Below are 25,895 nucleotides of genomic sequence, written 5' to 3' on the forward strand. Positions count from 1 at the left end.
TGCCATGACCAAACGCGATCTTCAGTGGGCCCTGATCATCGCGGGTGTCGTGTTGGTTTTTGGCTGGGCCATTGGATATGGTGTCGGGATGATGACACAGCCCCGGCATGTGGTGACGTCTCAGGCAGAGCAGGGTGAACCCGATTGGGCCAACCCTGATGTTCCCCGAACGGGCGGTGGCAAATACCCCGGCTATCAAGAGTTATACGTCAACGATTACGCCGACTTGCTGGATGCCGCAGCCGAAACGCGGGTGCGGCAAAAGTTGATTGATCTCTACCGTCATACCGATGTGGAGATGACGGTTCTGACGATCCCCGGAATGAGCGATTTTGGTCACGCCGGAGCAATCGAACCCTTTGCCACCGGGCTGTTCAACACCTGGGGCATTGGCGATGCGACGCGCAATGACGGGGTGCTGATCCTGGTATCACGCTTTGATCGCCGGATGCGGATCGAAATCGGCAGCGGGTATAGCGACAGCTGGAACGCTACGATGCAGCGGGTGATTGACACCGCGTTCCTGCCTCAGTTCAGGCAGGATGCCTATCAGCAGGGAATAGAAGATGGCGTGGATGCCACGATCTTTGCCATCACGGGTGCCCTGCCAGGACAACAGGACGTTTCGACCGTTCAGCGCGGCTGGAATTGGATCGGGTATAAATTGCGTCAGTTCGGAGAATGGGTCTGGGCGTTGCTGGCTGTGCCAGCGGGCGCAGCATTCTGTGGCATTCGCCGTTATTTGCGCAACCGTCCGCGTCCCTGTCGGGAATGTGGCACGATCATGGGGCGGCTGGATGAACAGGCGGATGATCAATTTCTGGATGATGGGCAGCAGACCGAAGAATTCCTGAAATCAGTTGATTACGACGTCTGGAGCTGTGGCCAATGTGGGCACATGGACATCGAACATTACCGCAGCTGGTTCTCGGGCTATGGTGATTGTCCACGCTGCTCGTACCGGACGATGGCAACCCAGACCACGGTGCTGGTGTCGGCCACCACCTCCAGCACGGGACGCAAGCGGATCGACTATGATTGCAACCACTGTGAGTACCACAATCAGGTGTTCCGAACGATCCCGCGCAAAACCAAATCCTCCAGTTCGGGCAGCAGCTCCTTTGGCGGTGGCAGCTCATCCGGGGGCGGTGCCAGCGGCAGTTGGTAAGTGGCGTCAAGCGATATGTCGTGACTGCCCGGCGCGACGCCCGGAAAACAGGCATCCGCCCAAAAACGTCCCTTCCAACGCGTTGTACCCGTGATAGCCACCACCGCCGAACCCGGCGGCCTCGCCCACGGCAAACAACCCCGGCACCGGGGTCCCATCAGCGCCAACCATCCGGCTGTCCAGGTCGGTTTGCAACCCGCCCAGCGTTTTGCGTGTCAGGATATGCAGCTTGACTGCGATCAATGGACCATTGTCGCGATCCAGAATGCGGTGGGGTTTGGCCGTGCGGATCAGCTTGTCTCCGCGATAGTTACGGGCGGCATTGATGGCGATGATCTGCGCATCCTTGGCAAAGGGGTTGTCAACCTGGGCGTCCCGAGCCTCGATCTGGGACCGCAACCGTGCCTCGTCGACGGGCACTTCGGCGATACGGTTCATGCCTTTGACCAAGTCGCTCAGGGTTGTGGACACGACAAAATCGACTCCGTGTTTCTTGAACGCTTCCACAGGCCCGGGAGCGCTGCCGCGTGACAACAGTCGCGCCTTGAGCACTTGAAACCAGCTGCCCGAAGTCAGATCCGGGTTCTGTTCCGACCCGGACAGGGCAAATTCCTTTTCGATGATCTTCTGGCTCAGCACGAACCAGCTGTAATCTTGACCGGTCTTCAGAATCTCGCGCAGCGTACCCAATGTATCGAAACCTGGCAGACAGGGTGCGGTGAGCCGATTGCCTGATGCGTCAAACCATATGGAAGACGGCCCAGGCAGAATCCGGATGCCATGATTGGGCCAAATCGGGTCCCAGTTCTGTACCCCTTCGGTGTAATGCCACATGCGGTCGGGGTTGATCACATGGCCACCGGCGGTTTCGGATATTGCGATCATGCGGCCGTCGACGTGAAACGGTACGCCTGACACCATGGTTTTGGGCGCGGGTCCCAGACGGTCAGCGGGCCAGGCCTTGCGCACCAGTTCCAGATTGCCGCCAATCCCACCCGAGGCGACGATGATGGATGGCGCGTAACATTCGAATTCACCGATCTCATGCCGGCTGGTCTTTTGGCCCCGGGGGCTGGCATCTTCAGCCAGGATTTCGCCGGAGACGCCTTTGGCCGCGCCGTTTTGCATGATGATGTAGCTGACCTGATGGCGGTCCCGAAAATGAATGCGCCCGGTGGCCATATGATTGCGCACACGGGCTGCAAAAGGGGCAACAACCCCCGGTCCGGTGCCCCAGGTGACATGAAACCGTGGGACAGAATTCCCATGTCCTTCGGCCGTGTCTCCACCGCGTTCGGCCCAGCCCACAACCGGGAACCAGCGCAGCCCAACGTCATGCAGCCAGCTGCGCATTTCACCAGCCGCAAAGTCCAGATACGCATCGGCCCATGCGCGCGGCCAGGCATCCTCGGGGCGGTCGAACTGTGCGCTGCCCAGCCAGTCGCGCCGCGCCAGATCGGGACAGTCGCGAATGCCCATGCGACGTTGTTCCGGGGTATCGATCATGAACAACCCGCCCAGGCTCCAATGGGCCTGACCTCCCATGAAATGTGCCGGTTCCTGATCCAGCAAAATGACGGTTTTGCCGAGGTCACCCAATTCGACCGCGGCGGCCAATCCGGCCAATCCCGCGCCAACTATGATGACATCGGCGCTGTTGATTTGACCGTTTTGATGGGGCACGCGCTGCTCCTTTGGCATATCTGCCGGATCAGCCTAGCCGTGTCGCGGCCACTCAGGCAACCTGTGCGGGCGGTTCGTGCCGTGTGGTCACCCGGCGGCATCACCCATAACGCTGGGCAAATCGGCGCAGGATTTCGCCCGGCACCGTCACCTCGGCGGCGTGGCATTGGGTGATCAGTTCATCCGCCTGTTCGGGCGGGAAATAGCCGTGACCAGAATAGATTCGGATGCGCTGTTCAAAATCGGCGGCATCGGCTTCGGGGTGGAACTGGGTGGCATAGACGTTTTCGCCAAACCGCACCATCTGGAACGGGCAGGGGGCCGAGGCCACCAGATGCACACAGCCCGGTGGCAGCGCCTGCACCGCTTCCTTGTGGCCGACAAAGGCTTCGAACGCGACGGGTAACCCCGTCGTGAGCGGATCGTTTTGCGCGTCCTTGGTCAGGGTGCAATCGGATGGGCCGACCGGTTCGCCGTATTGTGCCTTGGACACGTCGCCACCCAGATGCGCGGCCAGAATGCCCAGACCGTAACAGCAGCCCATGAATGGGTGATCCAATGCGGTGATCTGCGGCATCAGCCCCAGCACGGTCTCTTCGATCCGCGCATCCATCGGGGATTTTTTCTCGGGATCGTCGCTGACACAGCCCGGGCCGCCGCCGACAATCACACCGGCGTAATCGCGCACATCCAGCCCAGCGGGCAACTCCTCGCAATCCAATCGCACCCGGTGACAGCGTTCAGCCGTCAGGCCGGATCGGTTCAGGATAGAGGCAAACTCCGCATCGGCGGCGTCGGTTTCGGGGCGCAATTGCAGGATCAGAAATGGCTTCATGGCCGTTGGTTTAGGCCAACCGGGTATTCATGCACAAGGGTGCGCACGGCCCCCGCGACATTTCACCGGCGCAACAGATAGATATCCATGATCCAGCCGTGATCGGCGCGCGCCTGTGCGCGGGTGTCGATGATCGTCTGACAGACCTCGGACAAGGGGCCAGACAGGGTGATCTCTTCGGGCATTCCGGCAAAACCTGACCACCAGATCTGAACGCCGTCCTGATCAAGGGTCTGGAAGGAACAGGCCCCGTCCAGCATCACCACAACGGTATCCGCCCCCTCAGGCCAGCCGTGATCGCGCAATTGACGGCCTGTGGTGATCACAACAGGTCCATTGATTTCGTTCAGCGGGATCGCGTGCCCGGCGGTCAGCGCCTGGATCGACGTGATACCAGGGATGACCGATATGGTGAACGCGGCCCGGGTCAGCAACCGGTCGGCGATCCGCATGGTGCTGTCATAGAGCGACGGGTCGCCCCAGACCAGAAACCCCACCTTGCCACCGGTATCCGGCAGGTTGGCGGTGATGTTCTGCCACCAGATTTCGGCAATGGCATCATGCCAATCATCGACCCGCCGGCGATAATCGGTGGTGGCCTCGTCCCGGATGGGCAGGTCGAATTCGATGATCTGCGGACCAGCGCCCCGGATCGCCCGGTCACAGATCTGACGCCGCAACCCAGCCAGATCATCCTTGCCCGCGCCCTTGTTGGGGATCAGGATCAGATCCTGCGCGTTCAGCGCGTCCACCGCCTGCAACGTCAGATGCTGGGGGTTGCCGGTGCCGATTCCGATCAGGGTGAGTTCGATCATCTGTCAGAGCCCTTGCCAAAACAATCATGTGCCAAAAACAAACACGGCCCCGTAATGGGGCCGCGTCCGTGTGTGTGCAAGCTGAATTACGCCGCGTTATAGAGGCGCGGCGTCACCAGACCGGATCCATTCAGGCCACGCATGGTCTTGGCCGCGGCCAGCACGGCCAGATCGGCGACGGGTTCAATCAAAACGACCAACATATAGGCCCCACCAAAGGTCAGCACGGATGTCACGGTTTCAGCGCCAAAGCCCTGACCGTAAAAGGCCCAGAAACCAACCCAGGCCACAACGCCGCCCTGATAGGCGGTGCTCAGCGCCAGCGCCTGCGTGTATTTCAGATCAACATAGGCGGTACCGGGCGCGATCATGCGGTTTGCCACGGCTTTCAGCGCGAACAGCGGCACCAACAGGGTGGTGACGTTGATGAAATACTGGGGCAGGTCGGTAGGCGCAAAGAACATGCCCTGCAACAGCAGCGCCATCGCCAGACCCACCGCAGCAGGGGCTGCGCCCAGGATCAGGAACAAGGTCGAGCCGAGGATAAAGTGGACTTCGGACACGCCGACGGGGAAATGTGGCAGCACCTGAAAGAAGGTGAAGGCCGCAGCGGTCGCCATGACCGAGCGCACCGCCAGCGATATGGCACCGGATACGCCAAAGGCAGACGCGGCTTCCTTGACCATATAGGTGGCGGCACCGGCTGCAGTTGCGTAGGACAGCGTGATTTTGGCACCGTTTACGATGCCGGGTTCGATATGCATAATGTGTCTCCCTGCCGTCTCACCCGACGGCCGAAAAGTTCAGGACCAGTCCGGGACCATCCCGGACCGCTGACGGCAGGTCTCCTGACTCGCGGGTCATAGTTTGCCCCGACCTTCCCGACGCCCTTTGGGGCGATCAGTGGTCTTTGGCGGGGCACACTCTCCGCTCACAGTTGCGGGGGCAGTCACGGATTTGGCGCCTTTTGGCTACACCACACCGTGTTCCCTTTTAATCCCTTGGTCTTGGACCGCTGGGAACCGTCAATGGCCTTTGTTTTCATAAGGAATCGCAGTCTGTCAAGCGTCACTTACGCGTCCGCAACAGCCAAGGCTCCATACAGGATCAAAACCGGCGCCTTGGTATCCAGCTGCGCCAAATGAGCGGGCAGATCACCCAATGTGTGATGCGACAGGGCCTGGTCCGGCGTCGAAACACCGGTGGCCAACAAACAGGCAGTGTCGGCGGACAACCCACGCTCCAGCAGCTGTTCGGCAAGGGCGGCAAAGGTGCGTTTGCCCATATAGACCACGGTTGTTGCTTCGCCATCGGCCAGCGCCGCCCAGTTCAGTTTTTCGGGCAATTCGCCAGTAACATCGTGGCCGGTGACATATTGCAGGCGCCGTGCCGTCAACCGTCGGGTCAGCGGGATGCCCGCCGCCGCTGCTGCGGCCGATGCGGCTGTGACACCAGGGATGATTTCGTATTCGATCCCGGCTGCGCGCAGGGCGGTCAACTCTTCTTCGAGCCGTCCGAAAATTCCGCAATCCCCGGATTTCAACCGCACAACCCGCGCGCCGGTGGACGCATAGTCCACCAAAAGCTGGCTGACGTGGTCCTGCTTGGGGGACGGGCGGCCCGCGCGTTTGCCAACGCCGACCAGATCGGCGTCCTCGCGCGCATGGCTCAGGATCGGGCCGGAACTCAGATCGTCAAACAGAACCGCATCGGCCTGTTGCAGCGATTTGACCGCCTTGACGGTCAACAGGTCGGGATCGCCCGGCCCAGAGGAGACAAAACTGACAAAGCCGCTCATCGTCACGCTTCTCCAGTGATGAGGTGAAAGAAAGTGCCCGTGACATTGCCTTTGATCGACCCGGTTTCTGGCACCGGGTTGCCATCGGCGTCAAATACCTGTGCCAGCGGGGCGTCGGGTTCGTCCAGGATTGTGGAGTAATGGAATTCATGCCCACGCAGGGCGCGACCTGCGTCAAACCCGGGCATGCCCGCGCCCAGAACCGCCCGGCGATACCCGAGATGGAACTTGCGTTTTTCATAGGATGTGACCAGGCCCAGCAGACCGGCCATCTGATGGCGCACACCCTGTTTGTCGATCAGCGCCTCGCCCAAGGCCATGTATCCACCGCATTCGCCATGCACCGGTTTGGTCTGCGCATGTTTGCACAGACCAGCACGGAAATTCTCGGCAGCGGCCAAGGTGCCGCCGTGCAATTCGGGGTATCCGCCGGGCAACCAGACCAAATCTGCGTCCGCCGCCGGGGCCTCATCGGCCAGCGGTGAAAACGGCAGGATTTCTGCCCCCGCATCACGCCAGCCTTTCAGAAGGTGCGGATAGGTAAAGGAAAACGCCGCATCCCGTGCCAATGCAATGCGCTGGGCAGGGGGCTTTGGCAGACCGTTTGTTGCGGGCTCGACCGGCCCAGCCATGGCGGCGGCCTTGATCGCGTCGAGATCGACGTTGTACCGCAGGAAAGTGGCATAGCCTGCAATCGCGGCGTCCAGATCGGGATGTTCAACGGCCTGGATCAGCCCCAAATGCCGTTCTGGTAAAGTCAGATCACCGCGCCGGGGCAGAGATCCCAGAAACTTGATCCCGGCGCGCTCCATTCCCAAACGGGTCAGGCGTTCGTGCCGGGGGCTGGCGACGCGGTTCAGGATCACCCCTGCAAAGGGCAATTCCGGGTCGTAATTTTTGAAACCCAACGCTGTAGCGGCGGCCGATTGGGCCTGCCCGCCGACATCGACCACCAGAATAACGGGCCACCCCATGCGCTTGGCGGTTTCCGCACTGGTGCCGAACGCAGTCTGGCCCCGCGTGGCGACCCCGTCATACAGACCCATGGACCCTTCGCCGATGCAGATTTCTGCGCCCTCAGCTTGCGCCGAAATTGCGTTCAACAGGTCCGGCGCCATCGCCCAGGTATCCAGATTGAACGACGCCCGTCCGGCGGCAGCCAGATGAAACGCCGGGTCGATATAGTCCGGGCCGCTTTTGAACGGCTGAACGGCCAGCCCGTCGTCGGCCAAAGCGCGCAATAGACCCAGCATGACCGTGGTCTTGCCGGTGCCCGATGCAGGCGCTGAAATCATCAGACCTGCTGGCATTATTCTACTCCTTCCGGGAACCGTGGATTGGTGCCGACGGGGCGATAGCGGCGGTCATAATCGCCAGCATACAGGCAACTTTCGTCGAACTCCTCGGCCCCGATGGCGCGGCCGACCAAGATCAGCGCAGTGCGACCGCGTTCACCATCGGTGGCCTCGATCAACGTGTCCAGTGTCGCCTTGACCACCCGCTGATCCGGCCAGGTTGCCCGCCAGATCACCGCCACCGGGCAATCGGCACCATAATGGGGGGTCAGCCGGTCAACGACATCGTCCAGCACATGCACCGACAGGTGAATGGCCAACGTGGCACCTGTGCGGGCAAAATTCTCCAGCGTTTCGCCTTCGGGCATCGACGAGGCACGCCCCGAAGTCCGGGTCAGGATCAGCGATTGTGCAACACCCGGCAGGGTCAGTTCAGCGCCCAAAGTGGCCGCCGCGGCGGCAAAGGCGGGTACACCTGGAGTGACGTCATAGGGAATATCTTCGGCACGCAGGCGGCGCAGCTGTTCGCCCATCGCCGACCAGACAGACAGATCACCAGAATGCAAACGGGCCACATCGTGACCGGCGGCATGGGCGGTTTTGATCTCGGCAACGATCTCGTCCAGCGACATGGACGCGGTGTTCACGATATGCGCGCCCTCGGGGCAATGTTGCAGCAATTCGGTCGGGACCAGCGATCCGGCATACAGACATACGGGGCAGGCGGCGATCAGGTCGCGCCCGCGCAGGGTGATCAGGTCAGCAGCACCCGGTCCGGCGCCGATAAAGTGAACGGTCATCAGGTTCGTCCTTTTGCAGTCGCCTGCGCAATCGCCACTGTGGCGTTGCCGTTGGCGGTTATTACGCGGGGGCTTAGTAAACGTACAGTTGCCCCTTTGACGCTGGTCCGTGCGCCTGCTTGTGCAGCGGCTTCGGCCAGCGACCCGGTTCCAAACCGGGCCTTGATCCGGGGGGAACAGGTCAATGTCTGTTCTCCGGCAATTTCATTTTCGTCCAACGCGATCAGGGGCACATCCAGCTCTTTGGCCAGTTGTTGCAGCACGGGTGTCTGTGCCTTGGTTGAGATCGACGCCACCGCATCCGGTGTCTGCCCGGTCAGCGCCAGAACGTCGCGTAGATCAGCAACAGTTGCGCCTGAGCGAAAGCCGAACCCCGCCACCTTCATCGGGTCACGCTCCACTGGATCACCGGGCGGGCCCGGTCCCAGCCATGCATACTGCCCAAGGGGGCGGCTTCGGCGATTTCCGCTTTTAACAGATGACCGCCGCGGGTCTTGTGGGCGGTCATCAGCAGCGTCTCGGTTTCCAGCGTCACACCATTGGCAACGATGCGTGTGCCTGCGGGCAGGATATTCCAAAGGTGATCCAACAACATCCGCGAGCCACCACCGCCGATAAACACGGTGTTGGGCAGCTCAACTCCGTCCAGCACGGCGGGGGCCTTGCCAATGACCGGCGTCATCCGGTGGGCTATTCCGAATTTTTCCGCGTTTGCACGAATATTTGTCAGACGATCTTCGCGTGGTTCGAAAGTGATTGCGCGCGCGCCACGTGCGGCCAGACACCATTCGACCGAAATCGACCCGGACCCGCCGCCGATGTCCCACAACAGCTGACCCGGACGCGGGGACAGGGCCGATAGCGTCAGGGCACGGATTGGACGTTTGGTGATTTGGCCATCACTGTGGAACAGATCATCCGCCAACCCCGACGCCTGGGGTAGCCCAGCAGCACCGGCCGCCTGAATCGCCACGGTAACAAGCGTGTCTATCTCTTTGAGATCAAAGATCTCTGCCGTGGCGGTGCGGATCCTCTCACGCGGGCCACCAACACATTCCAGAACGGTGAGCGTCGATGCGCCAAACCCCTGTGTCTCCAGCCATGTGGCCAGCTCGGCCGGGGCCGCCGCGTCGCGCACCGTAGCAATGATCTGAACACCGGGTGCCAGAATCGGAAGCAATTGCTCAAACGGGGCCGCATGCAGCCCTGTGCATAACACCTCTTCCAGCTTCCAACCCAGCCGGTTGGCGGCCAAGGCAAATGTGGATAAGCTGGGAAACGATTGCCATTCCCCATCCGCCAGATGACGTGACAATGACCCGCCCGCCCCATGCCAGAATGGGTCACCCGACGCCAGAACCGCCACTTTGCGGCCTCGTGCAGCCAGCACAGGCGTGATGGAAAACGGTATTTGCCAGGGCTGACCGCGGTCACCGGCATTCACCAGATCCAGATGGCGCGGACCACCAAAGATGATTTCTGCCGCGTCCAGCGCGGACTGGCTTGCATCCGACAGCCCGCTCAGGCCATCTTCGCCCAAACCAATAATCGACAACCACGGGTTACTCATGACACGCATCCTTTTGCTTGGCGGCACAACCGAAGCGTCGCGCCTGGCCCGCGTTCTCGCAGAACGCGGTGCGGATGCGGTGTTTTCCTATGCCGGACGCACGGCCAGCCCGGTGGCGCAACCGTTGCCCATGCGCATCGGCGGCTATGGCGGCGCGGGCGGTCTGGTCCAATACCTGCGGGCCGAAAACATCACCCATGTGATCGATTCCACCCATCCTTTTGCCGCACAGATGAGCACCAATGCGGTTGCGGCCTGTGCGCAAGCGGGTGTGAAATTGGCCGCGCTGGAACGTGCACCATGGCAGGCGGTGGAAGGAGATTCGTGGTTGCATGTCAGCGATATGCAATGCGCGGTTGATGCGTTGCCCGAAGACAAGGCCAACGTTTTTCTGGCCATCGGAAAACAGAACCTCGACGTGTTTGCCGCCAAACCCCAGCACCATTATCTGCTGCGTCTGGTCGACGCGCCAGAGGCGGCGCTGCCCTTGCCTGATACGTCCCTGGTCATTGCCCGCGGTCCGTTTGACGCCGACACTGACACAGCCCTGATGCGGGAACACGCCATCACCCATGTGGTTGCCAAGAATGCCGGTGGCGCGGGGGCCGAGGCCAAGCTGATCGCCGCACGGGCTTTGGGCGCGACGATCATCATGATCGACCGCCCCCAGGTGCCGCAGCGCCGGATCCTGCGATCCGTTGATCAGGTTCTGGCCTGGTTGGATCACGTCGCCGACCCTTCCTGATCTGGGGCCTGATCGGGGGCAAAACGGGGCGTATAGACATACCGCCCGACGACCCGTGTGTCGCTGTTGCCGACAATAACCACGGTGCGCATATCCGCCATTTCGGGCGTCGCGTCCTTCAGCGGAACGGTGGTGATCGTCTGCCCCGGTTTGGTCACGTCGCGGGCAAAGCTGATCAGCGTGTCACCGCCACAAGCTTCGCGTAGGATCTCCAGCGCGCGGGCGAACTGATGCGGGCGCGATTTTGAACGCGGATTGTAAAACGCCATGGCAAATCCGGCCTCGCCAGCCGCGCGCAGGCGGGTTTCGATCAGGGACCAGGGTTTCAGATTGTCGGACAGGTTGATTGCCGCGAAATCATGACCCAAGGGCGCGCCGATCTGGGCCGCCGCTGCCAACATGGCTGTGATGCCGGGCAGGACCTTGATGTCGATGTCCAGCCACTCGGGCTTGCCGTCTTCCAGCGCTTCGAACACGGCCGAAGCCATGGCAAACACACCGGGATCACCGGAGGAAACCACAACAACCCGTTTGCCCTCGGTCGCCATTTCCAGCGCATGGGCGGCGCGATCGACTTCGACCCGGTTGTCGCTGGCGTGCAGGGTCAGCCCGTCACGCGGTTCGATCCGTTTGACATAAGGGATATAGCCGACAATGTCGGTGGCCTGGGCCAGCGCATCGCGCACTTCCTGGGTGACCAATGCCTCGTCTCCGGGGCCAAGCCCCGCGATAACGACCCAGCCGTTTTCCGAAACACTCATGGTCTGCGCCCCTGTCCATGAACCATCGCGATGGAGAAATAGGGCACAGGACCGTCCAACTCGGACAGCTTGTGTACTTGTTGCTCGGCCATGGTGCCTTTGACCACGATCCAGGCGTCGTTCAAACGGCCAGCCCGTTCCAATGCGCGGCGCAGTTTTGGCAGATTGCGGCCAATTTTCATCACCACCAGCGCGTCGGTTCCAGCGGCACGTTCGGTCAGCTCGTCTTCGGAGAGCGTCGCCATTGCCACGGTCAGCACATCGTCGCCCCAGGTGATCGGGTGGCCGGTGGCGGTCCAGCAGCCGGACATGCCGGTAATGCCGGGGATCACGTCGACCTGTGTCCGGTCGCGCAGGCGGGTATAGAGATGCATGAACGACCCATAAAGGAACGGGTCACCTTCGCACAGGACCACGACGTCTTCGGATTGAGACAACTCGGCCAGACGGTCGGCCCAATCGTCATAAAACGCCGAAAGCTGCCGGTTGTATTCGGGATCGGAGAAATGGATTTCCGTGGTGACCGGGTATTCCATCGCATGTTCCACGGCCGTATCGGGCATCAACCCGTTGACGATGGTCCGGGCCTGGCCCACATGGCCGGCCTTGCGGAAATAGGCCACATGACGCGCCGATTGGATCGCGCGGTACGATCGGACGCTCATCAATTCGGGATCGCCGGGACCCAGCCCGGCACAGATCACTTTACCCATGTCACTCTTTCCAGCTGGCCAGCGCGTTGATCGCGGCCACGGTGATGGCCGATCCACCCAAGCGGCCTTTGACGATCATCGACGGCACCGGCGGATCTTGCATCAATGCGTCCTTGGATTCCATGGCGCCGACAAACCCCACGGGGCAGCCGATGATGGCGGCAGGGCGGGGGCAATTGGGATCCTGCAGGATGTTCAGCAGGTGAAACAGCGCCGTGGGGGCGTTGCCAATGGCAACCAGCGCGCCTTCGAGCTTGGGCCGCCACAACTCTACGGCAGCCGCAGAGCGGGTGTTGCCCATCTCCTTGGCCATCTCGGGCACTTTGGGGTCGCGCAGGGTGCAGATCACTTCGTTGTCGGCGGGCATGCGCGGACGGGTGACGCCTTCGGACACCATATAGGCGTCGCACAGGATCGGCGCGCCATTGGCCAATGCGGCGCGGGCGATTTCGGCCATGCCGGGGGTGAAGCGCACGTGTTCTTCCAGCCCCACCATACCAGCGGCATGGATCATGCGGACAACAACGGATTCCTCATCCTTGTTAAAGCGGGCCAGATCGGCTTCGGAGCGGATGGTGGCAAAGCTCTCTTTATAGATCTTGGCGCCATCGGTTTCATAGGTGTGGAGCATCTCAGGTCCCCTGGGTCAGAATGTCGGGTGCGCGGCGCAGGGCGTCGGCGGTCAAATCGGTTTGGGCGGGTCGATCCGCGGCGGTGCCACCCCGGATCAAGTCAAAAGTATCAGGGCCAGTCGCGGTCAGCGTCAGCGGGGCCGGGCCCGGATGCGCGCATCCTTTGGCGCAGCCTGACACGTGCAGGGTTTGGTTGGCCGGCAATGTGGGAGCCAGATCCAACGCCAGCTGACGGGTGGCGCCAAGCGCCTGCGGGCACCCGGGCGCGCCTGTGCAAGCGGTCACACGCAGGCGCGGGTCAGCGGCGTCAAAGATGGCACCGTCGCAGGGGGCACAGGTGGCAAGCCCTTCGAGCAGCAGCATCCGCCAGGGTGTGAGCCGGATCGGGGCCAGATCCGCAAGGGTGGCAAAGCTGTCGGCCTCGATCTGACCAAACGCCAATGCCGCGAGCGTGCCCGAGGGGCAGGGGCCGGGCAGGGGCTGAGTTTGTTGGGGGCGCATTGCACCGGTGGTATGGCCCTGCGGTAGTGTGGCGCCGTTTGCGATCAGCGTCTTCATCCGTCCGCGACCCGAGGGCGCGCCACCAGAGGCCAGAAACCAGCGGGCCAGATCCAAGGCCGCGTTAGCCGCGGTTTCTACTGTGACCAAAAGCCCGGTTTCGGCACCATCAGCGCGCAGGATCACCCCGTCAGATGTCCGTTCAATGCGAATGTCGGCGGCCACATTCTGCAACACCGGGGCTGGGCCACAATCCACCGCGAAACCGAATTTTCCGGGCAGTTTCAAATCGGTGGCAGCTGTCAGTGCCGTGCTGAGTGCCTTGGCGATCCGGTGCGTGTCATCCCCGTCGCGCCAGAATGGGGTCAGCAGCACGTTACGGCGTGCTTCGGCTTCGGCGTCGTCGTCCACCAGCCCCAGTTTGCGCAGCCCGGCGATCAATTCAGGATGAGACTCCTGACGAATGCCGCGCATCTGAAGGTTGGCGCGGGCGGACAGGTCCAGCAACCCATTGCCAAAGCGGCGCGACAGCTCGGCAATGCCGATGCCCTGTTCGCGGGTCAGATGTCCCAGAGGCGCGCGGACGCGTACCACCAGACCGTCGCCCGACATCATCGGACGCAGGGCACCGGGGCACCAGCCGTAAACCTTGGGGCTGTGGGCGGAGGCTGCGCTCATGCTGCGCCCTCCAGTTCGGCCATGATCGAATTGCGCCGTGTGATCCACAGGCCCGCGTCATGCAGCGCCCGGAACCGGTCGCGCATGGCCTGGAGCGCCTGTGGGTTTTCACGTTCCATGAAATCGACCAGATCGTCGCGCCCCAGCGTGGCTTCGAAATAGAGATCGAACAGATGCGGCTGTACCACCTGCGCCAGATGGGCAAAGGCCGCCATATGGTCCAAGGTTGCAGAAATTTCGGCTGCGCCCCGGAACCCATGCTCCATCATCGCGGTCGCCCAATCGGGGTTGGCGGCGCGCGCGCGGGTGACGCGGGCAATTTCTTCGCCCAAAGATCGCGCCTGTGGCTGATCGGGGCGGGTGGCGTCCATGTGATAGAGCGCCGGGGCCTTGTGGCCGACGCGGGCCATGGCGGCGGCAAATCCGGCCTCATGCGCGGCATAATCCGAGGCCATCAACAGGTCGGTTTCCGGCAGATCCTGCAAGTGGACAAAGCTGTCGGCACCCTTCAGCCGGTTTTCGAGAGCGGCGCGGGCGTTGGTGATGTCGCCCTTGGCGTCGATGGCGTGGGACGAGGCGTTGAGCCAGGCCTCGCCTGCGGCTTCGCGGGCCTCGTGGGTATAATCGTCCAGGGACGCGGTCATGTTCAGGCCGTATTGCCCGGGGCGGGGGCCAAAGACGCGGGGTGTCTCGGTCAGATAAGGGTTGTCGTCGGCGCTTTCGTCACGGGTGTGCAACACTGCGGCGGCGGATTCGAACATCTGCGCCAGCCCGGGGAACACATCGCGGAAGAGCCCCGACACGCGCAAAGTCACGTCGATCCGGGGACGGTTCAGGAGCGCCAGCGGGATCACTTCGAATCCGGACACACGTTCCGAATTCTCGTCCCATTTCGGTGCCAGTCCCGCCAGATGCAAGGCCATGGCAAATTCTTCACCTGCGGTGCGCATGGTGGCGGACCCCCACAGGTCGATGACCAACCCTTTGGGCCAGTCGCCATGGTCCTGAAGGTGGCGGCGCAACAACTCTTCGGCCAGTTTCACGCCCTGCGCCTGCGCCGCCCGCGACGGGACCGCGCGTGGGTCGGTGGTAAACAGGTTGCGCCCGGTCGGCAATACATCCGAGCGCCCGCGAAATGGAGAACCGGAGGGGCCGGGGGCGACCAGACGACCGGCCAACGCATCGCGCAGGCCCTGGCGTTCACTGTCACCGCAGTCACCGGTGCCAAAGATGTGCAGACCTTCGCCGTATTGGCTTTCTTTGATGTCACAGACAAAGCGGTCGATGCGTGTGATCGCTTCGGCAGGCGAGCTGTCAGGTGTCAGTCCCAGGTCGGCTTCGACCCCGGTGCCCTGGGCTTCGGCGCGGATGTCCGAGATCAGCCGGTCACGCCGGGCCGGGTCCAGCCCATCGGCAGTGGAATATTCATCCAGCAGGCTTTCCAGCCGTCCCATGCCTTCGGGCAGGGCGGTCTGTGCCAGCGGCGGCGGCAGATGCCCGATGGTCACGCCGCCGATACGGCGTTTGGCCTGGGCGGCCTCGCCGGGGTCATTGACGATGAACGGATAGGTGACGGGCAGGGCGCCCGTCAGTGCCTCGGGCCAGCAGTCGCTGCCAAGCGCCACGGATTTGCCCGGCAGCCATTCCAGCGTGCCATGGGCACCGATATGTACCAGCGCGTCGATCTGGCCCTGCATCCATAGATAAAACGCCACATAGGCATGGCGCGGCGTGCGTTCGAGATCGTGGTAATCATCGCTGCGTGTCTGAACATCGCCGCGTTCAGGTTGCAGCGCGATCAGCGCCTGACCGGCGCGCAGCGCCTTGAACACGAACTGACCGTCGATACAATCGGGATCACTGTCCGGTGCGCCCCAGGCCGCATTCAGATCGTCGCGCAGCGTTGTAGGCAGGGCGTCGCGCGCGGCGAGGTAGTCCTTTACCGGCCAGCTCAACGAGTCGCGCATCAGCGCCTGACCCAGATCTGAGGGCGCAGCGACTGCATAGCTATGTGTGGCCAGATCCGTCAAAATTTCGGTGCAGGAGGCCAGCGCGTCCATTCCCACGGCATGAGCCAACTGGTGTGCCTTACCGGGATAGGTGGACAGGATGATGCCGAGGCGTTTGTCCGCGTTGGACAGGGTGGCCAGTTTGCGCCAGCCATCAACACGATCCACCACGGCGCGAATGCGGTCCGCATCAGCGCGGTGGGCAAAGCGAGAGTATTGCAGATCGAGGTCCTGGCGTCCGGGGGCCTTGAAGCTGGCAACCCCGGCAAAGATCCGACCGTCGACTTCGGGCAGCACCACATGCATCGCCAGATCGGCAGGGGATAGCCCGCGTTCGGCCTCGGCCCAATCCTTGCGCCGGGCGGTTGACAGAGCGACCTGAAACACCGGGCAGCCGACAACCGACAAGGGGGATCCAGAACCATCCGCCGCTTGGGCTGAAAAGGCTGTGGCGTTGATGATCGCAACCGGGTCCAGCGCGGGCAATGTCTCGCGCAGCCATCCCGCCGCGGCAGGGGCTTTGAGCGAGGCGGCAAAGACGCCCAAGGCGGCATAGCCGCGACTGCGCAACTCGGCGATCAGCGCATCCACTGGTTCGGTATCGGCAGAAGTTAGATAAGAGCGGTAAAAGCTGACCAGAGCCAGCGGTTTGCCGTCCGGATCAACGTCCGGCACGACGCCCCGATCCGGATCATAAAACCCGAATTGCGGCATGGATTTGAGCCCCAGTACCGGCCCGGCATAGAGACCAGCAGCCAGCGCCAACTGTGCCAGCGCCGCCTGTGCAGCCACAGCACCGCCCGCATCGCACAACGCCTGCAATCGGCGTAATGTGGAAACGGGCAGGGTGGACAGTTCGTCCAGGCGTGCATCTTCGCGCCCGTCCGCAGGCAAGATGGCCAAGGCAATGCCCTTGCGCCGTGCCAAATCCTGAAGCGTGGCCAGACCATAGGACCAATAGCTTTCGCCGCCGATCAGACGCACCAGAATGCCCTTGGCCCCCTCCAGCGTCTGTTCGGCATACACATCCACCGACAGCGGATGTTTCAGTGCCACCAGGTTGGCCAATCGGCACGTGGGCAGTTTGCCATTCGCGCGATGCCAGCCCGCCGCAAAAGCACCCAGGTCACTGTCCGAGAACGACAACACCACCAGGTCCGCAGGGTTTTGCCCCAGATCCTGTGGGGTGTCGGTCTGGTCCAACCCATGGCTTTCGCGAAAGACGACATGCATCGTGCGTCAGGCTCCCAATTCGGCGCGGATCGCCGTTTCGTTGATGTCGTCATGCTCGGCGATCACAACCAATTGGGTCTTGCGGGGCTGACTGCCCCAGGGCTGATCGTACTGCGCCCGCAGCCGTTCACCGACGGCCTGAACCAGCATGCGCATCGGCTTGCCAGTAACAGCGACGTACCCTTTGACCCGCAGGATGTTGCGTTCGCGCGCAAGACGGATGATTGCATCCTGCAGCACTTGGGGGTCATCTACTTCGCCCATTTCGACCACTATGGATTCGAAATCGTCATGTTCGTGGTCATGATGGCCATCATGGTGGCTGGGGCGGGCATCCAGGTCGTCTTCGGCGGCGGCGTTCAGGCCCAGAATCACCCGCGGGTCAATCACGCCTTCGCTCATGGGCAGCACCGGCAGCTTGCGCGGGGTTTCCGCATCAATCACGGCGCGTGCCTTGGCAATACCCTCTTCGCCAGCCAGATCCGCCTTGGAGAGCAGCACGATGTCAGCGCAGGAAATCTGGTCCTCGAACACCTCGGACAGGGGCGTTTCGTGATCCAGCGACTCATCGGCTTCGCGCTGGGCCTGAACCGCGTCCAGATCGGGAGCGAACTGGCCTTTGGCGACAGCTTCGGCATCGGCCAGAGCAATCACCCCGTCCACGGTGATGCGCGATCGGATCGCGGGCCAATCAAACGCCTTGAGCAACGGTTTGGGCAGCGCCAAACCGGATGTTTCGATCAGGATATGCTCGGGCTGCTCCGGCAGGGCCATCAGCTGTTCGATGGTCGGGATAAAGTCATCCGCCACGGTGCAGCAGATACAGCCGTTGGCCAGCTCGACAATGCTGTTTTCCGGACAGTTTTCATCGGCGCAGGATTTCAGGATGTCACCATCCACACCGGCGGTGCCAAATTCATTGACCAGCACGGCCAGACGTTTGCCCTGAGGGTTCTGCATCAAATGCCGGATCAGCGTGGTTTTGCCAGCGCCAAGAAAACCGGTGATGACGGTGACGGGGATCTTGTTGAGGTCGGACATGACTTACTCCTCTGTCGGCATTTCAGCCGGGGGGATACGTGCGATGGATTGTTTGCGAAAGACAACGGGGCGTTCGCGCCAGGGCACCAGCCCGTTGTCGGTATTGGCATAGGCGGTGACGCCGGCAATGATGTCTTCGGCGTGTTGCGCCGGGTCCATATCGCCGTACACATAGGACCAGCGCGCCGGCCCACCGGTCAGCGCCATGGAACAGCCCCGGGTACAGGCCGACAGGCATTCCGCCGGGCGCAAGCTGATATTGTCCGGCAGGTCGAAGGCCTGCAAGGCTTCGTACATTTCGGTGCCCGGGCGTTTGGCTTCCGGGTCGCTCATCTCTCCACGACGGCAGGTCGTGCAGATCGTCAGTGTTACCTGGCCCTTTTTAGCCATCATGGCAGACCTCTTTCGCGCGTTTCGACGACAAGGGAGAGATGGCCAGCAAGGGCGCCATGAGCGGCATGCCCAACAGCCGGACGCGAAACACCCCGTTCGCCCGTTACAGTTCCAGCGCTGGCAGGTCTCCCGGCTTGCGGATTTCGAGAAACCCACGTGGGGCTCTCTGCGGCTGGCCTGCCTTCCCAACCTTGCGGTCAGTGGCCAGGCAACCTCTCCGGTCACGGTCGCGGGGGCGGCTGCGCTTCGGCTTTGGACATTTACATGTCGCGCAGCCTATCGCATTCCCTCTTCGCCTGTCCTAGAACAGGCACCAGCCTTGCCCCCTTGCGGCAAAGGCCTGCCCCTTGTCAAGAGAAGGATGTCCCCCGTGACCGACACGCCAGAAACACCAAGTGATGACGATGCCCGCCACGCGGCGAAAATGGCCAAGAAAAAAGCCGCCCGCGACAGGATGATGGCCACCAAAGACGGTGAAAAAGGGCTGATCATCGTGCATACCGGCCCGGGCAAGGGCAAATCCAGCTCTGGATTTGGCATGATCATGCGCTGCATCGCCCATGAAATGCCTTCGGCTGTGGTGCAATTCATCAAAGGTGGTTGGCAGACCGGGGAGCGCACCCTGATCGAAACGCATTTTTCCGACCTGTGCCAATTCTATGCCATGGGCGAAGGGTTCACCTGGGAAACCCAGGACAAGTCCCGCGATATTGCCGCCGCGCAACGGGGCTGGGAAAAAGCCAAGGAAATGATTCGTAACCCCGAGATACAGATGGTGTTGCTGGACGAAATCAATATCGCGCTGCGCTATGAGTATCTGGATATCAACGAAGTGGTGGAATTTCTGGCCACTGAAAAGCCCGAGATGACCCATGTGGTGTTGACCGGTCGTAATGCCAAGGAAGAGCTGATCGAAATCGCGGATCTGGTCACTGAAATGGCGCTGGTCAAACATCCCTTCCGGGCGGGTGTGAGGGCGCAAAAGGGCGTGGAATTCTGATCTTTGGGTGAGGTCCGGTCGGCGGTTCCTTCGGCGCGCCGATCGGGGCAGATTACGCCGTCGTTTCCTTGACGCTCAGTGTCAGGGCCGACAGGCGGGTGATGTTTCCCACTGAACTGCTCTGCCATAGCTTTGGCAAAGCAAAGGGTTTGTGCAGCTCCCGGTGTGTGGGCCACCGGACTGAAAGTTCTCGGGGGGGGCAGTCTCAGGGCGCTTGTTGCATGTCTGAGCCATTCATCAACGCGGTCGGCGGGGTGTTTCCGATTGCGCTGAGGAGGCGACCTTCGCTGTCGTCGCTACACCACTCCTGGGTTTTGAACCTGCATCGTCCAGGCTCGGGACCCAGTGTGTGCTCAGGTCTTTCGCTCGGAACTTTCCGGTAAACCCTGCGATTGCGGCATTCGGCAGGGTCACACGGACCAATGGCGTGACGCGGCTCATTCCAACGGCAGATCAGCGGCCCGGTGTGTCATCCTGGTGATCGCCTCATCCGACATCTTCAAATGTTTTATCTCGGGCGGCATCTGGTCCGAATATTTTTTGCACCAGTTGTGGAGTGTCACCTCGGCAATTCCGCTCGGCGGCACCGCTCGGCATTGCGCGCGCCATCAGCGTGCAATCCTCCACCTGCTTGGGCAAAAACGCCATCTGTGCATGTGTGACCTTGCCCGCTTGTTGCACCTCTCTGTCTGCCGCGCGGGGAAAAGCACTGGAAAACTCCAGCGTTAGACCGTCCAGTAGTCAGCTATTCAGGTCAGGGCCAGGACCCCCGCACCGATGACCGGTCCGCGCGTCCGCTCGAAGCCGGGCACAGGGCTGCTGCTTCTTTCTGGTTGAAAATACCTGGTCGCTGCCCGTGACAGACAAAGCGACGCCAGTGGTCAGACCGACGCGTTCGATGCCGGCGGTGTGCTCCCGCCCGGAGCTCAGCGCATCGCAGATGCGCCTCCTCCCGTTGGGCCAGGCATCGCGCGGGCAAGCCCACCCGATGCCCGCCGTCCGTCGAGCGCCCGGTTTGTGTGACCTATACTTTGCGACCGGTGCAACTGGCAGCGATGAAGGCGTCGATCTCAGAGACCTGCTGTGGAGAGACCCGCAGCCCCAGCTTGCTTCGCCGCCACAAGAAGTCTTCGGCCGTGCGCACCCATTCCTGATCCATGGCCCATTCGAGTTCCCGGGCCGTGATCGTGGCCCCAAAGGACTGTCCCAGATCGCTTTCGGATTTGGCATCGCCCAGAACGATCCGGGCTTCGGTTCCATAGGTCCGTATGAGTCGGCGCGCCCAATAGGGGGTTAGAAACGGATAGCTCTGCTCAAGCGCTTGCACCTGCGCCCCAACCTCGTCCACGCCAAAATCGCCACCTGGCATTGCCACGCCTGCCGTCCAGTTCGACGCGAGATCCGGAAATACCGCCTGGGCCTGTGCCATCGCGGCTTCGGCCAGTTTGCGATAGGTTGTGATCTTGCCTCCGAATACGGTCAGCAAAGGCGCGGCGGCCTGATCCAGATTGAGCACATATTCCCGGGTCGCGGCGGTCGCAGAACTGGCACCGTCGTCATACAGGGGGCGTACCCCTGAATAGGTCCACGTGATGTCATCCCGGCTGATGGGGTGTTCAAAGTACTCTGACGCAAATTTCACCAGATACTCCTGTTCGGCCTCGCTGCAGGTTGGGGCCGTGTCGGGGGTATCATGATCGGCATCGGTGGTTCCAATCAATGTGAAATCTTCTTCATAGGGGATCGCAAAGATGATCCGCCCGTCCGTACCCTGAAAGAAATAGCACCGGTCGTGATCAAACAGCCTGTGGGTCACAATATGGCTGCCGCGCACCAGCCGTACGGTTTCACGGCTTTTGATCCCCAACGGATCCTTCAGGACATCCGCAACCCAGGGGCCGGTGGCATTGACCAGCATGCGGGCGCGGTGCGTCTGGATGGTGCCGGTGGTTTTGTTCTGGACTTTGATCACCCAGAGATCCTGCTCCCGGCTGGCGGACACCACCTTGGACCGTGTCAGAATGTCGGCCCCGCGGGCCTGTGCGTCCCGCGCGTTCAACACGACCAGGCGGGCGTCCTCGACCCAGCAATCAGAATATTCAAAAGCCGTGCTGAATTCGGGTTTCAACACCTGCCCGGCAGGGTCTTGTGTCAGGTCGATCTTGCGGGTGCCTGGCAAGATGCCGCGCTTACCCAGGTGATCATACAGAAAGAGACCCAATCGGATCAACCAGGCCGGTCTGCGCCCCTTCATCCAGGGCATGACCCACGTCAACAAGCGCGAGGTCGGGGTGTCGCTTTCAAACCGCATGTCGCGATGATACGGCAACACAAATCGCATCGGCCATGAGATGTGGGGCATGGCGCGCAGCAGAGTTTCCCGCTCGACCAATGCTTCGCGCACCAGGCGGAATTCAAAGTACTCCAGGTATCTGAGTCCCCCATGAAACAGCTTGGTCGAGGCCGACGAAGTGGCCGAGGCCAGGTCATTCATTTCGGCCAGTGTCACGCTCAATCCACGGCCCGCCGCATCGCGGGCGATGCCGCAGCCGTTGATGCCACCGCCGATAATGAACAGGTCCTTGATTTCACTTTCAGACATTTTCGGTCCTTTCGGCTTGGGAGGCGACAAGGATCTTGGTGCCAGCAGCGCTGGCGGCTTCGGCGAAATCGGACGGGACGGGGCGGTCGGTAATCACCATGTCCAATTCGGAAATCGCGCAGATTCGTACCGCTGCGGTGCGCGAAAACTTTGACCCGTCACAGACCAAAATGCGTGTGCGGGCATTTTGCAACAGCGCGCGTGCAACCGTGACTTCGCGTGCATCGTGATCCAAAATTGCCCCATCGGTGTCCAGGGCCGAAGCCCCGATGATTGCGAAATCGGTTTTATATCGGGAGATGAAGGCCGCTGCATCTTCTCCGACAACCGCACCATCGCTTTGCCGGACAGCACCGCCCACCAGGATCAGCTCTCTGAGCCGGGCAGACATCATGAGATTTATAATGTTGATATTATTGGATAGAACCGTGAGCCCCTGATGATCTGACAGCGCGCGGGCGACCTGTTCCGTCGAGGTGCCGATGTTCAGGGAAATCGAACAATGTTCGGGGATGTGTTCGGCGACCAGCGCGGCCATGGCGTGTTTTCCGGCGGCGTTGAATTGGCGTCTCTCATCATACCCGCGCCCGGCCGCCGCTCCCAGCGGAACCGCGCCGCCATGGACACGGGACAACAGGCCCCGGTTGCTCAGGTCGCGCAGGTCCGATCGAATGGTCTGGCTGGACACTGACAGACGCTGGGCCAGATCATCGACTTCGACCTGCCCGTTTTTGGTCAGGAGCGCAATGATGTCACTATGACGGTTCGGGGCGTTCATGTCTGGGGCTCGCATGGTTTTGAGACCGTCAGGTACTTTCATTTCCTTTCGTTGTCACGCATTTATTTTCGTTTTGCTTTGGTTTGTGTCCCCCGCGTGTATCCGGGTACCTGCAGCGCAGGGCCACGGCCCTGCGCCGCGCGGCCCAACGGGCCCCCAGCATCCTTGGATGTTGGGAGGGACGGGCGGGAGAACTCCGGTTCGGATGGGCTGTCAAAGACTGGCGAGAAAGCGCAACAAGGCGTCGCGATCTTCGGCAGACAGGGAAATCACCGCATCCCGGGATGCGCGCGCTTCGCCGCCATGCCACAGAACCGCCTCCAACATTGTACGGGCACGTCCGTCGTGCAAGAAGCCCGCGTCGGGTGAAACCTGGGTGGTCAGACCGAGCCCCCACAAGGGCGGGGTACGCCATTCCCGTCCGCTGGCCAGCCCTTCGGGCATGTCATCGGCCAATCCGTCACCCATGTCGTGAAGCAGCATATCGGTGTATGGCCATATCAACTGAAAGCTCTGTTCCGGTTGATCCGGCAGCTTGTGAGTTACGAATTTGGGGCGGTGGCAGTCGGCGCAGCCGCTTTGGTGAAACACGGCCTTACCCCTCAGAACTTGGGGGGCATTGGCATTTCGTCTGGCTGGCACTGCCAGATTGCGGCTGTAGAACGTGATCAAGTCCAGCCCGATGTCGTCGATCTCTGTGAAGCGTGCATCATCGTCGCCATGCGGGGCGGCCTGACAGGCGGGTTGGGCGGCGGTACAATCGCCCCATGGATCAGGGTGCATGGACGATGAGATGCCGATGTCGAACGAAAACGCCGCTGCAGACTGGTCCCGAACCGTAGGGCTTGCTGCCTTGAGGCCAAAACGGCCCAGCACTGTCCTTTGGTATCGATCGGACCAGACCAGATTGGCGCGTCCCGAGATGCCGTCCGCGTCGTGATCGTCGGGGTCTGCTCCGGCCAGGATTTCGGTAGCGGGAATGGCTTCGAGCAACCCCAGACCAATCATCTGGGGTGCGACCCGGGGGGAAAGACGGGCCCCTTTGGCAAAAGGCCCCCAACCAAGGTCGACAACCTGGTGGTCGGGCACGCGCAGATGCACCGTCACCCCATCGGCCAATACGACAGGATGTTCTTTCCATTGGACAGTGATGCGACCTTCGGCACGCAGTCCGGGCAGGCTGTGATCCTGAATCTGACCTCCATAAACAGGATCTGGGGCAGAGGCGGTTGTGGACCTGTCCCTTGGTCCGCTCTCTGGCACCGAGATTTTGAACAGCAGCGATCCGCTGTCGCCCGTCTCATCAGGGGCCGCGCCGCGACCGTCCCGGATGTGACAGGATTGGCAGGCGCGGGCGTTGTACAGCGGTCCCAACCCATCGGAGGCTTTGGTCGATGAGGGCGAGGACACCCAAAGTTTTTCGAACAATGCATTGCCCAGTTGAAACTCGAGCTTTTGCTCAAACTCCATGTTGCCAGAGGGTTGTGAAAATGCGTCCTGCCCAAAGACGTCACCACCTGTGGCCGCGCCACCCGGGTAGGCTTCAAAAGCTTCGGGCTCCTGCGCGGTGACAGGTCGCTCAACTGCAATCCGGGCTCGGTTCTGTTCCTGCTGGGTCCAGGGCGCAACAGCCAGATGCGACCAGCCCGGGTCAAACTCCTGACTGACCGCCGGGGTTCGATCCTGGTCTGCGGTGTTTTCGCTGGCCAGCGCAATACTGGAACAGGCAACACAGAGCGTCGCAAAGAGGGTAACCGCGTGTTGCACCATAATCATGATATTGTCCGGTTTGGATGTAGAAACAGGCTTACAGGACGCAAAGCCCCTTGCCAAAACGAAAGCGGCCCGGAGCTGGTCCGGGCACGCCGTTGCCGGGTTGCAGGTGCGCCGGCTGTTACCCGCCAAACGGCAGGATCAGGTTGATACCGATCACTGTGTCCTTGACGCCTGAATTATCGACACGCGCCAGTGCGCCGCCAACGGTCCAGCCATTTTGCAGTTCGTATTCCGCAGCCAGTGACGCCAGCTTGGTCTCTCCCGACGTGTCCAGATCCGCCTGGGCCAGGGTGCCGGACAGGGTGACTTCGCCAATCGCGTAAGCCGCGTTCAACGTCACATAAGTCGCATCATCGACGGTGCCACCAAAGTTCGAAAACCGAGCCACCTCACCGAACATGTCCAGCCCGGAGTCAAAGCTGTGGCCGATCCCAACCACGAGGCCCTGTTCATCGTCCACATCACCGACGCCGGCGCTCAGATGGCGGGCACCGATCTGGTAATAGGTGTCTCCGACTTCGCCATCCCATTGAATGGCAAAATTATCGAGCTTGCCGGTATTGCCTGCGCCACCAGCGGCGACGGTATTGCGGCCCCGATCAAACCCGACAGACCGGCTGAGTCCGGTGTCGTCGGCATAAAAGACCCCAAAGGACAGCGTGCCAGCCCCGTCAAACTGAACGTCGGCCAGGATCCCAATCTGTTCGATCAACTCATAATCTTCGGCCAGCGTACCCCCAAAGAAACCGGCGGTATTGTCCCAGGCTGACCCAAAGACCGGATGCAGTTTGCCCAACGAAACGGTGGCGGATTGACCAACGGCAAAGAACAGGCCCAGCTCTTCGATATAGGCGCCAAAGTCGTCAAAGCTGCGATCGGCTGTGGCGTCGGTCAGGGACTCGGCTGTGAGGGTAGAGAATACGCCGATCCCATTGCCAAACGTATAGGCACCGCTGAACGTCATAATGGCATAGGTGTCGCGGATTTCATTGGCCGCGACAGGAGAGGACACGATTTGTTCGTTTCCGATCTCGATTTCTCCTTCCCATTCGAAACTTTGGGCAACAACGGG

At 61.5% G+C, this 25,895-nt stretch carries 22 protein-coding genes, 1 pseudogene and 2 riboswitches; of the genes and pseudogenes, 3 read left to right on the forward strand and 20 right to left on the reverse strand.

Annotated features, from left to right (window positions below; all coding sequences use genetic code 11):
- Positions 1-4: 4 nt before the first annotated feature.
- Positions 5-1,168: a TPM domain-containing protein gene (locus tag K3727_06845; GenBank protein ID UWQ92492.1), complete on the forward strand. Its 1,164-nt coding sequence runs from the start codon at positions 5-7 to the stop codon at positions 1,166-1,168.
- Positions 1,169-1,174: 6 nt separating this feature from the next.
- Here K3727_06845 and K3727_06850 read toward each other — a convergent pair whose 3' ends face one another.
- From K3727_06850 to cbiE, 9 genes are all read right to left on the reverse strand, one after another.
- Positions 1,175-2,869 carry an FAD-binding dehydrogenase gene (locus K3727_06850; GenBank protein UWQ92493.1) on the reverse strand — a complete coding sequence of 565 codons (1,695 nt, stop codon included), beginning with the start codon at positions 2,867-2,869 and terminating at the stop codon, positions 1,175-1,177.
- Positions 2,870-2,951: 82 nt separating this feature from the next.
- A complete protein-coding gene (locus tag K3727_06855; GenBank protein UWQ92494.1) occupies positions 2,952-3,686 on the reverse strand; it encodes a glutamine amidotransferase in 735 nt (244 codons plus the stop codon).
- A gap of 62 nt (positions 3,687-3,748) precedes the next feature.
- Positions 3,749-4,501: a precorrin-6A synthase (deacetylating) gene (gene cobF / locus K3727_06860; GenBank protein UWQ92495.1), complete on the reverse strand. Its 753-nt coding sequence runs from the start codon at positions 4,499-4,501 to the stop codon at positions 3,749-3,751.
- Positions 4,502-4,587: 86 nt separating this feature from the next.
- Positions 4,588-5,265: an energy-coupling factor ABC transporter permease gene (locus tag K3727_06865; protein UWQ92496.1), complete on the reverse strand. Its 678-nt coding sequence runs from the start codon at positions 5,263-5,265 to the stop codon at positions 4,588-4,590.
- A 56-nt stretch (positions 5,266-5,321) separates the two neighbouring features.
- Positions 5,322-5,543: riboswitch (cobalamin riboswitch) on the reverse strand.
- Positions 5,544-5,573: 30 nt separating this feature from the next.
- Positions 5,574-6,299, reverse strand: coding sequence for a uroporphyrinogen-III C-methyltransferase (gene cobA / locus K3727_06870; GenBank protein ID UWQ92497.1), 726 nt, complete (start codon positions 6,297-6,299; stop codon positions 5,574-5,576).
- 2 nt (positions 6,300-6,301) lie between these two features.
- Positions 6,302-7,609 (reverse strand): cobyrinate a,c-diamide synthase, encoded by a 1,308-nt coding sequence (locus tag K3727_06875; protein UWQ92498.1) that lies wholly within the window; start codon positions 7,607-7,609, stop codon positions 6,302-6,304.
- Positions 7,609-8,394, reverse strand: a complete 786-nt coding sequence (gene cobM / locus K3727_06880; GenBank protein UWQ92499.1) for a precorrin-4 C(11)-methyltransferase — start codon at positions 8,392-8,394, stop codon at positions 7,609-7,611. The genes K3727_06875 and cobM overlap by 1 nt, the downstream gene beginning before the upstream one ends.
- Positions 8,394-8,780, reverse strand: a complete 387-nt coding sequence (locus K3727_06885) for a cobalamin biosynthesis protein (protein ID UWQ93302.1) — start codon at positions 8,778-8,780, stop codon at positions 8,394-8,396. Before K3727_06885 ends, cobM begins: the two co-directional genes overlap by 1 nt.
- Positions 8,777-9,964: a precorrin-6y C5,15-methyltransferase (decarboxylating) subunit CbiE gene (gene cbiE / locus K3727_06890; protein ID UWQ92500.1), complete on the reverse strand. Its 1,188-nt coding sequence runs from the start codon at positions 9,962-9,964 to the stop codon at positions 8,777-8,779. The genes K3727_06885 and cbiE overlap by 4 nt, the downstream gene beginning before the upstream one ends.
- Here cbiE and K3727_06895 point away from each other — a divergent pair.
- A complete protein-coding gene (locus K3727_06895; protein ID UWQ92501.1) occupies positions 9,963-10,709 on the forward strand; it encodes a cobalt-precorrin-6A reductase in 747 nt (248 codons plus the stop codon). The genes cbiE and K3727_06895 overlap by 2 nt on opposite strands.
- Here K3727_06895 and cobJ read toward each other — a convergent pair.
- Genes cobJ through K3727_06930 form a run of 7 tightly spaced genes read right to left on the reverse strand, consistent with a single transcriptional unit; the run spans position 10,688 to position 18,667 of the window.
- Complete coding sequence (cobJ, locus tag K3727_06900) at positions 10,688-11,470, reverse strand: precorrin-3B C(17)-methyltransferase (protein UWQ92502.1); 783 nt, start codon at positions 11,468-11,470, stop codon at positions 10,688-10,690. The genes K3727_06895 and cobJ overlap by 22 nt on opposite strands.
- A complete protein-coding gene (gene cobI / locus K3727_06905; GenBank protein UWQ92503.1) occupies positions 11,467-12,183 on the reverse strand; it encodes a precorrin-2 C(20)-methyltransferase in 717 nt (238 codons plus the stop codon). The genes cobJ and cobI overlap by 4 nt, the downstream gene beginning before the upstream one ends.
- A 1-nt stretch (position 12,184) precedes the next feature.
- A complete protein-coding gene (locus K3727_06910; GenBank protein UWQ92504.1) occupies positions 12,185-12,814 on the reverse strand; it encodes a precorrin-8X methylmutase in 630 nt (209 codons plus the stop codon).
- Position 12,815: 1 nt separating this feature from the next.
- Positions 12,816-13,991: a precorrin-3B synthase gene (gene cobG / locus K3727_06915; protein ID UWQ92505.1), complete on the reverse strand. Its 1,176-nt coding sequence runs from the start codon at positions 13,989-13,991 to the stop codon at positions 12,816-12,818.
- Positions 13,988-17,233 carry a cobaltochelatase subunit CobN gene (gene cobN, locus K3727_06920; protein UWQ92506.1) on the reverse strand — a complete coding sequence of 1,082 codons (3,246 nt, stop codon included), beginning with the start codon at positions 17,231-17,233 and terminating at the stop codon, positions 13,988-13,990. The genes cobG and cobN overlap by 4 nt, the downstream gene beginning before the upstream one ends.
- A gap of 6 nt (positions 17,234-17,239) precedes the next feature.
- A complete protein-coding gene (gene cobW / locus K3727_06925) occupies positions 17,240-18,274 on the reverse strand; it encodes a cobalamin biosynthesis protein CobW (GenBank protein ID UWQ92507.1) in 1,035 nt (344 codons plus the stop codon).
- Between the two features lie 3 nt (positions 18,275-18,277).
- On the reverse strand, positions 18,278-18,667 hold the full coding sequence (locus tag K3727_06930; GenBank protein UWQ92508.1) for a DUF1636 domain-containing protein: 390 nt from the start codon (positions 18,665-18,667) through the stop codon (positions 18,278-18,280).
- A gap of 101 nt (positions 18,668-18,768) precedes the next feature.
- Positions 18,769-19,000: riboswitch (cobalamin riboswitch) on the reverse strand.
- Positions 19,001-19,028: 28 nt separating this feature from the next.
- Between K3727_06930 and cobO the strand changes: the two genes are divergently transcribed.
- Positions 19,029-19,667: a cob(I)yrinic acid a,c-diamide adenosyltransferase gene (gene cobO / locus K3727_06935; GenBank protein UWQ92509.1), complete on the forward strand. Its 639-nt coding sequence runs from the start codon at positions 19,029-19,031 to the stop codon at positions 19,665-19,667.
- Between the two features lie 1,024 nt (positions 19,668-20,691).
- Here the strand turns inward: cobO and glpD are convergent.
- From glpD to K3727_06955, 4 genes and pseudogenes are all read right to left on the reverse strand, one after another.
- Positions 20,692-22,269, reverse strand: a complete 1,578-nt coding sequence (gene glpD, locus K3727_06940; protein UWQ92510.1) for a glycerol-3-phosphate dehydrogenase — start codon at positions 22,267-22,269, stop codon at positions 20,692-20,694.
- Complete coding sequence (locus K3727_06945) at positions 22,262-23,047, reverse strand: DeoR/GlpR family DNA-binding transcription regulator (GenBank protein UWQ93303.1); 786 nt, start codon at positions 23,045-23,047, stop codon at positions 22,262-22,264. Before K3727_06945 ends, glpD begins: the two co-directional genes overlap by 8 nt.
- A 213-nt stretch (positions 23,048-23,260) precedes the next feature.
- A complete protein-coding gene (locus K3727_06950; GenBank protein UWQ92511.1) occupies positions 23,261-24,823 on the reverse strand; it encodes a thiol oxidoreductase in 1,563 nt (520 codons plus the stop codon).
- Between the two features lie 118 nt (positions 24,824-24,941).
- A pseudogene (locus tag K3727_06955) lies at positions 24,942-25,886 on the reverse strand (hypothetical protein).
- Positions 25,887-25,895 lie beyond the last annotated feature (9 nt).

It is taken from the genome of Rhodobacteraceae bacterium M382 (assembly GCA_025141015.1).
Lineage (GTDB): Bacteria > Pseudomonadota > Alphaproteobacteria > Rhodobacterales > Rhodobacteraceae > Aliisedimentitalea > Aliisedimentitalea scapharcae.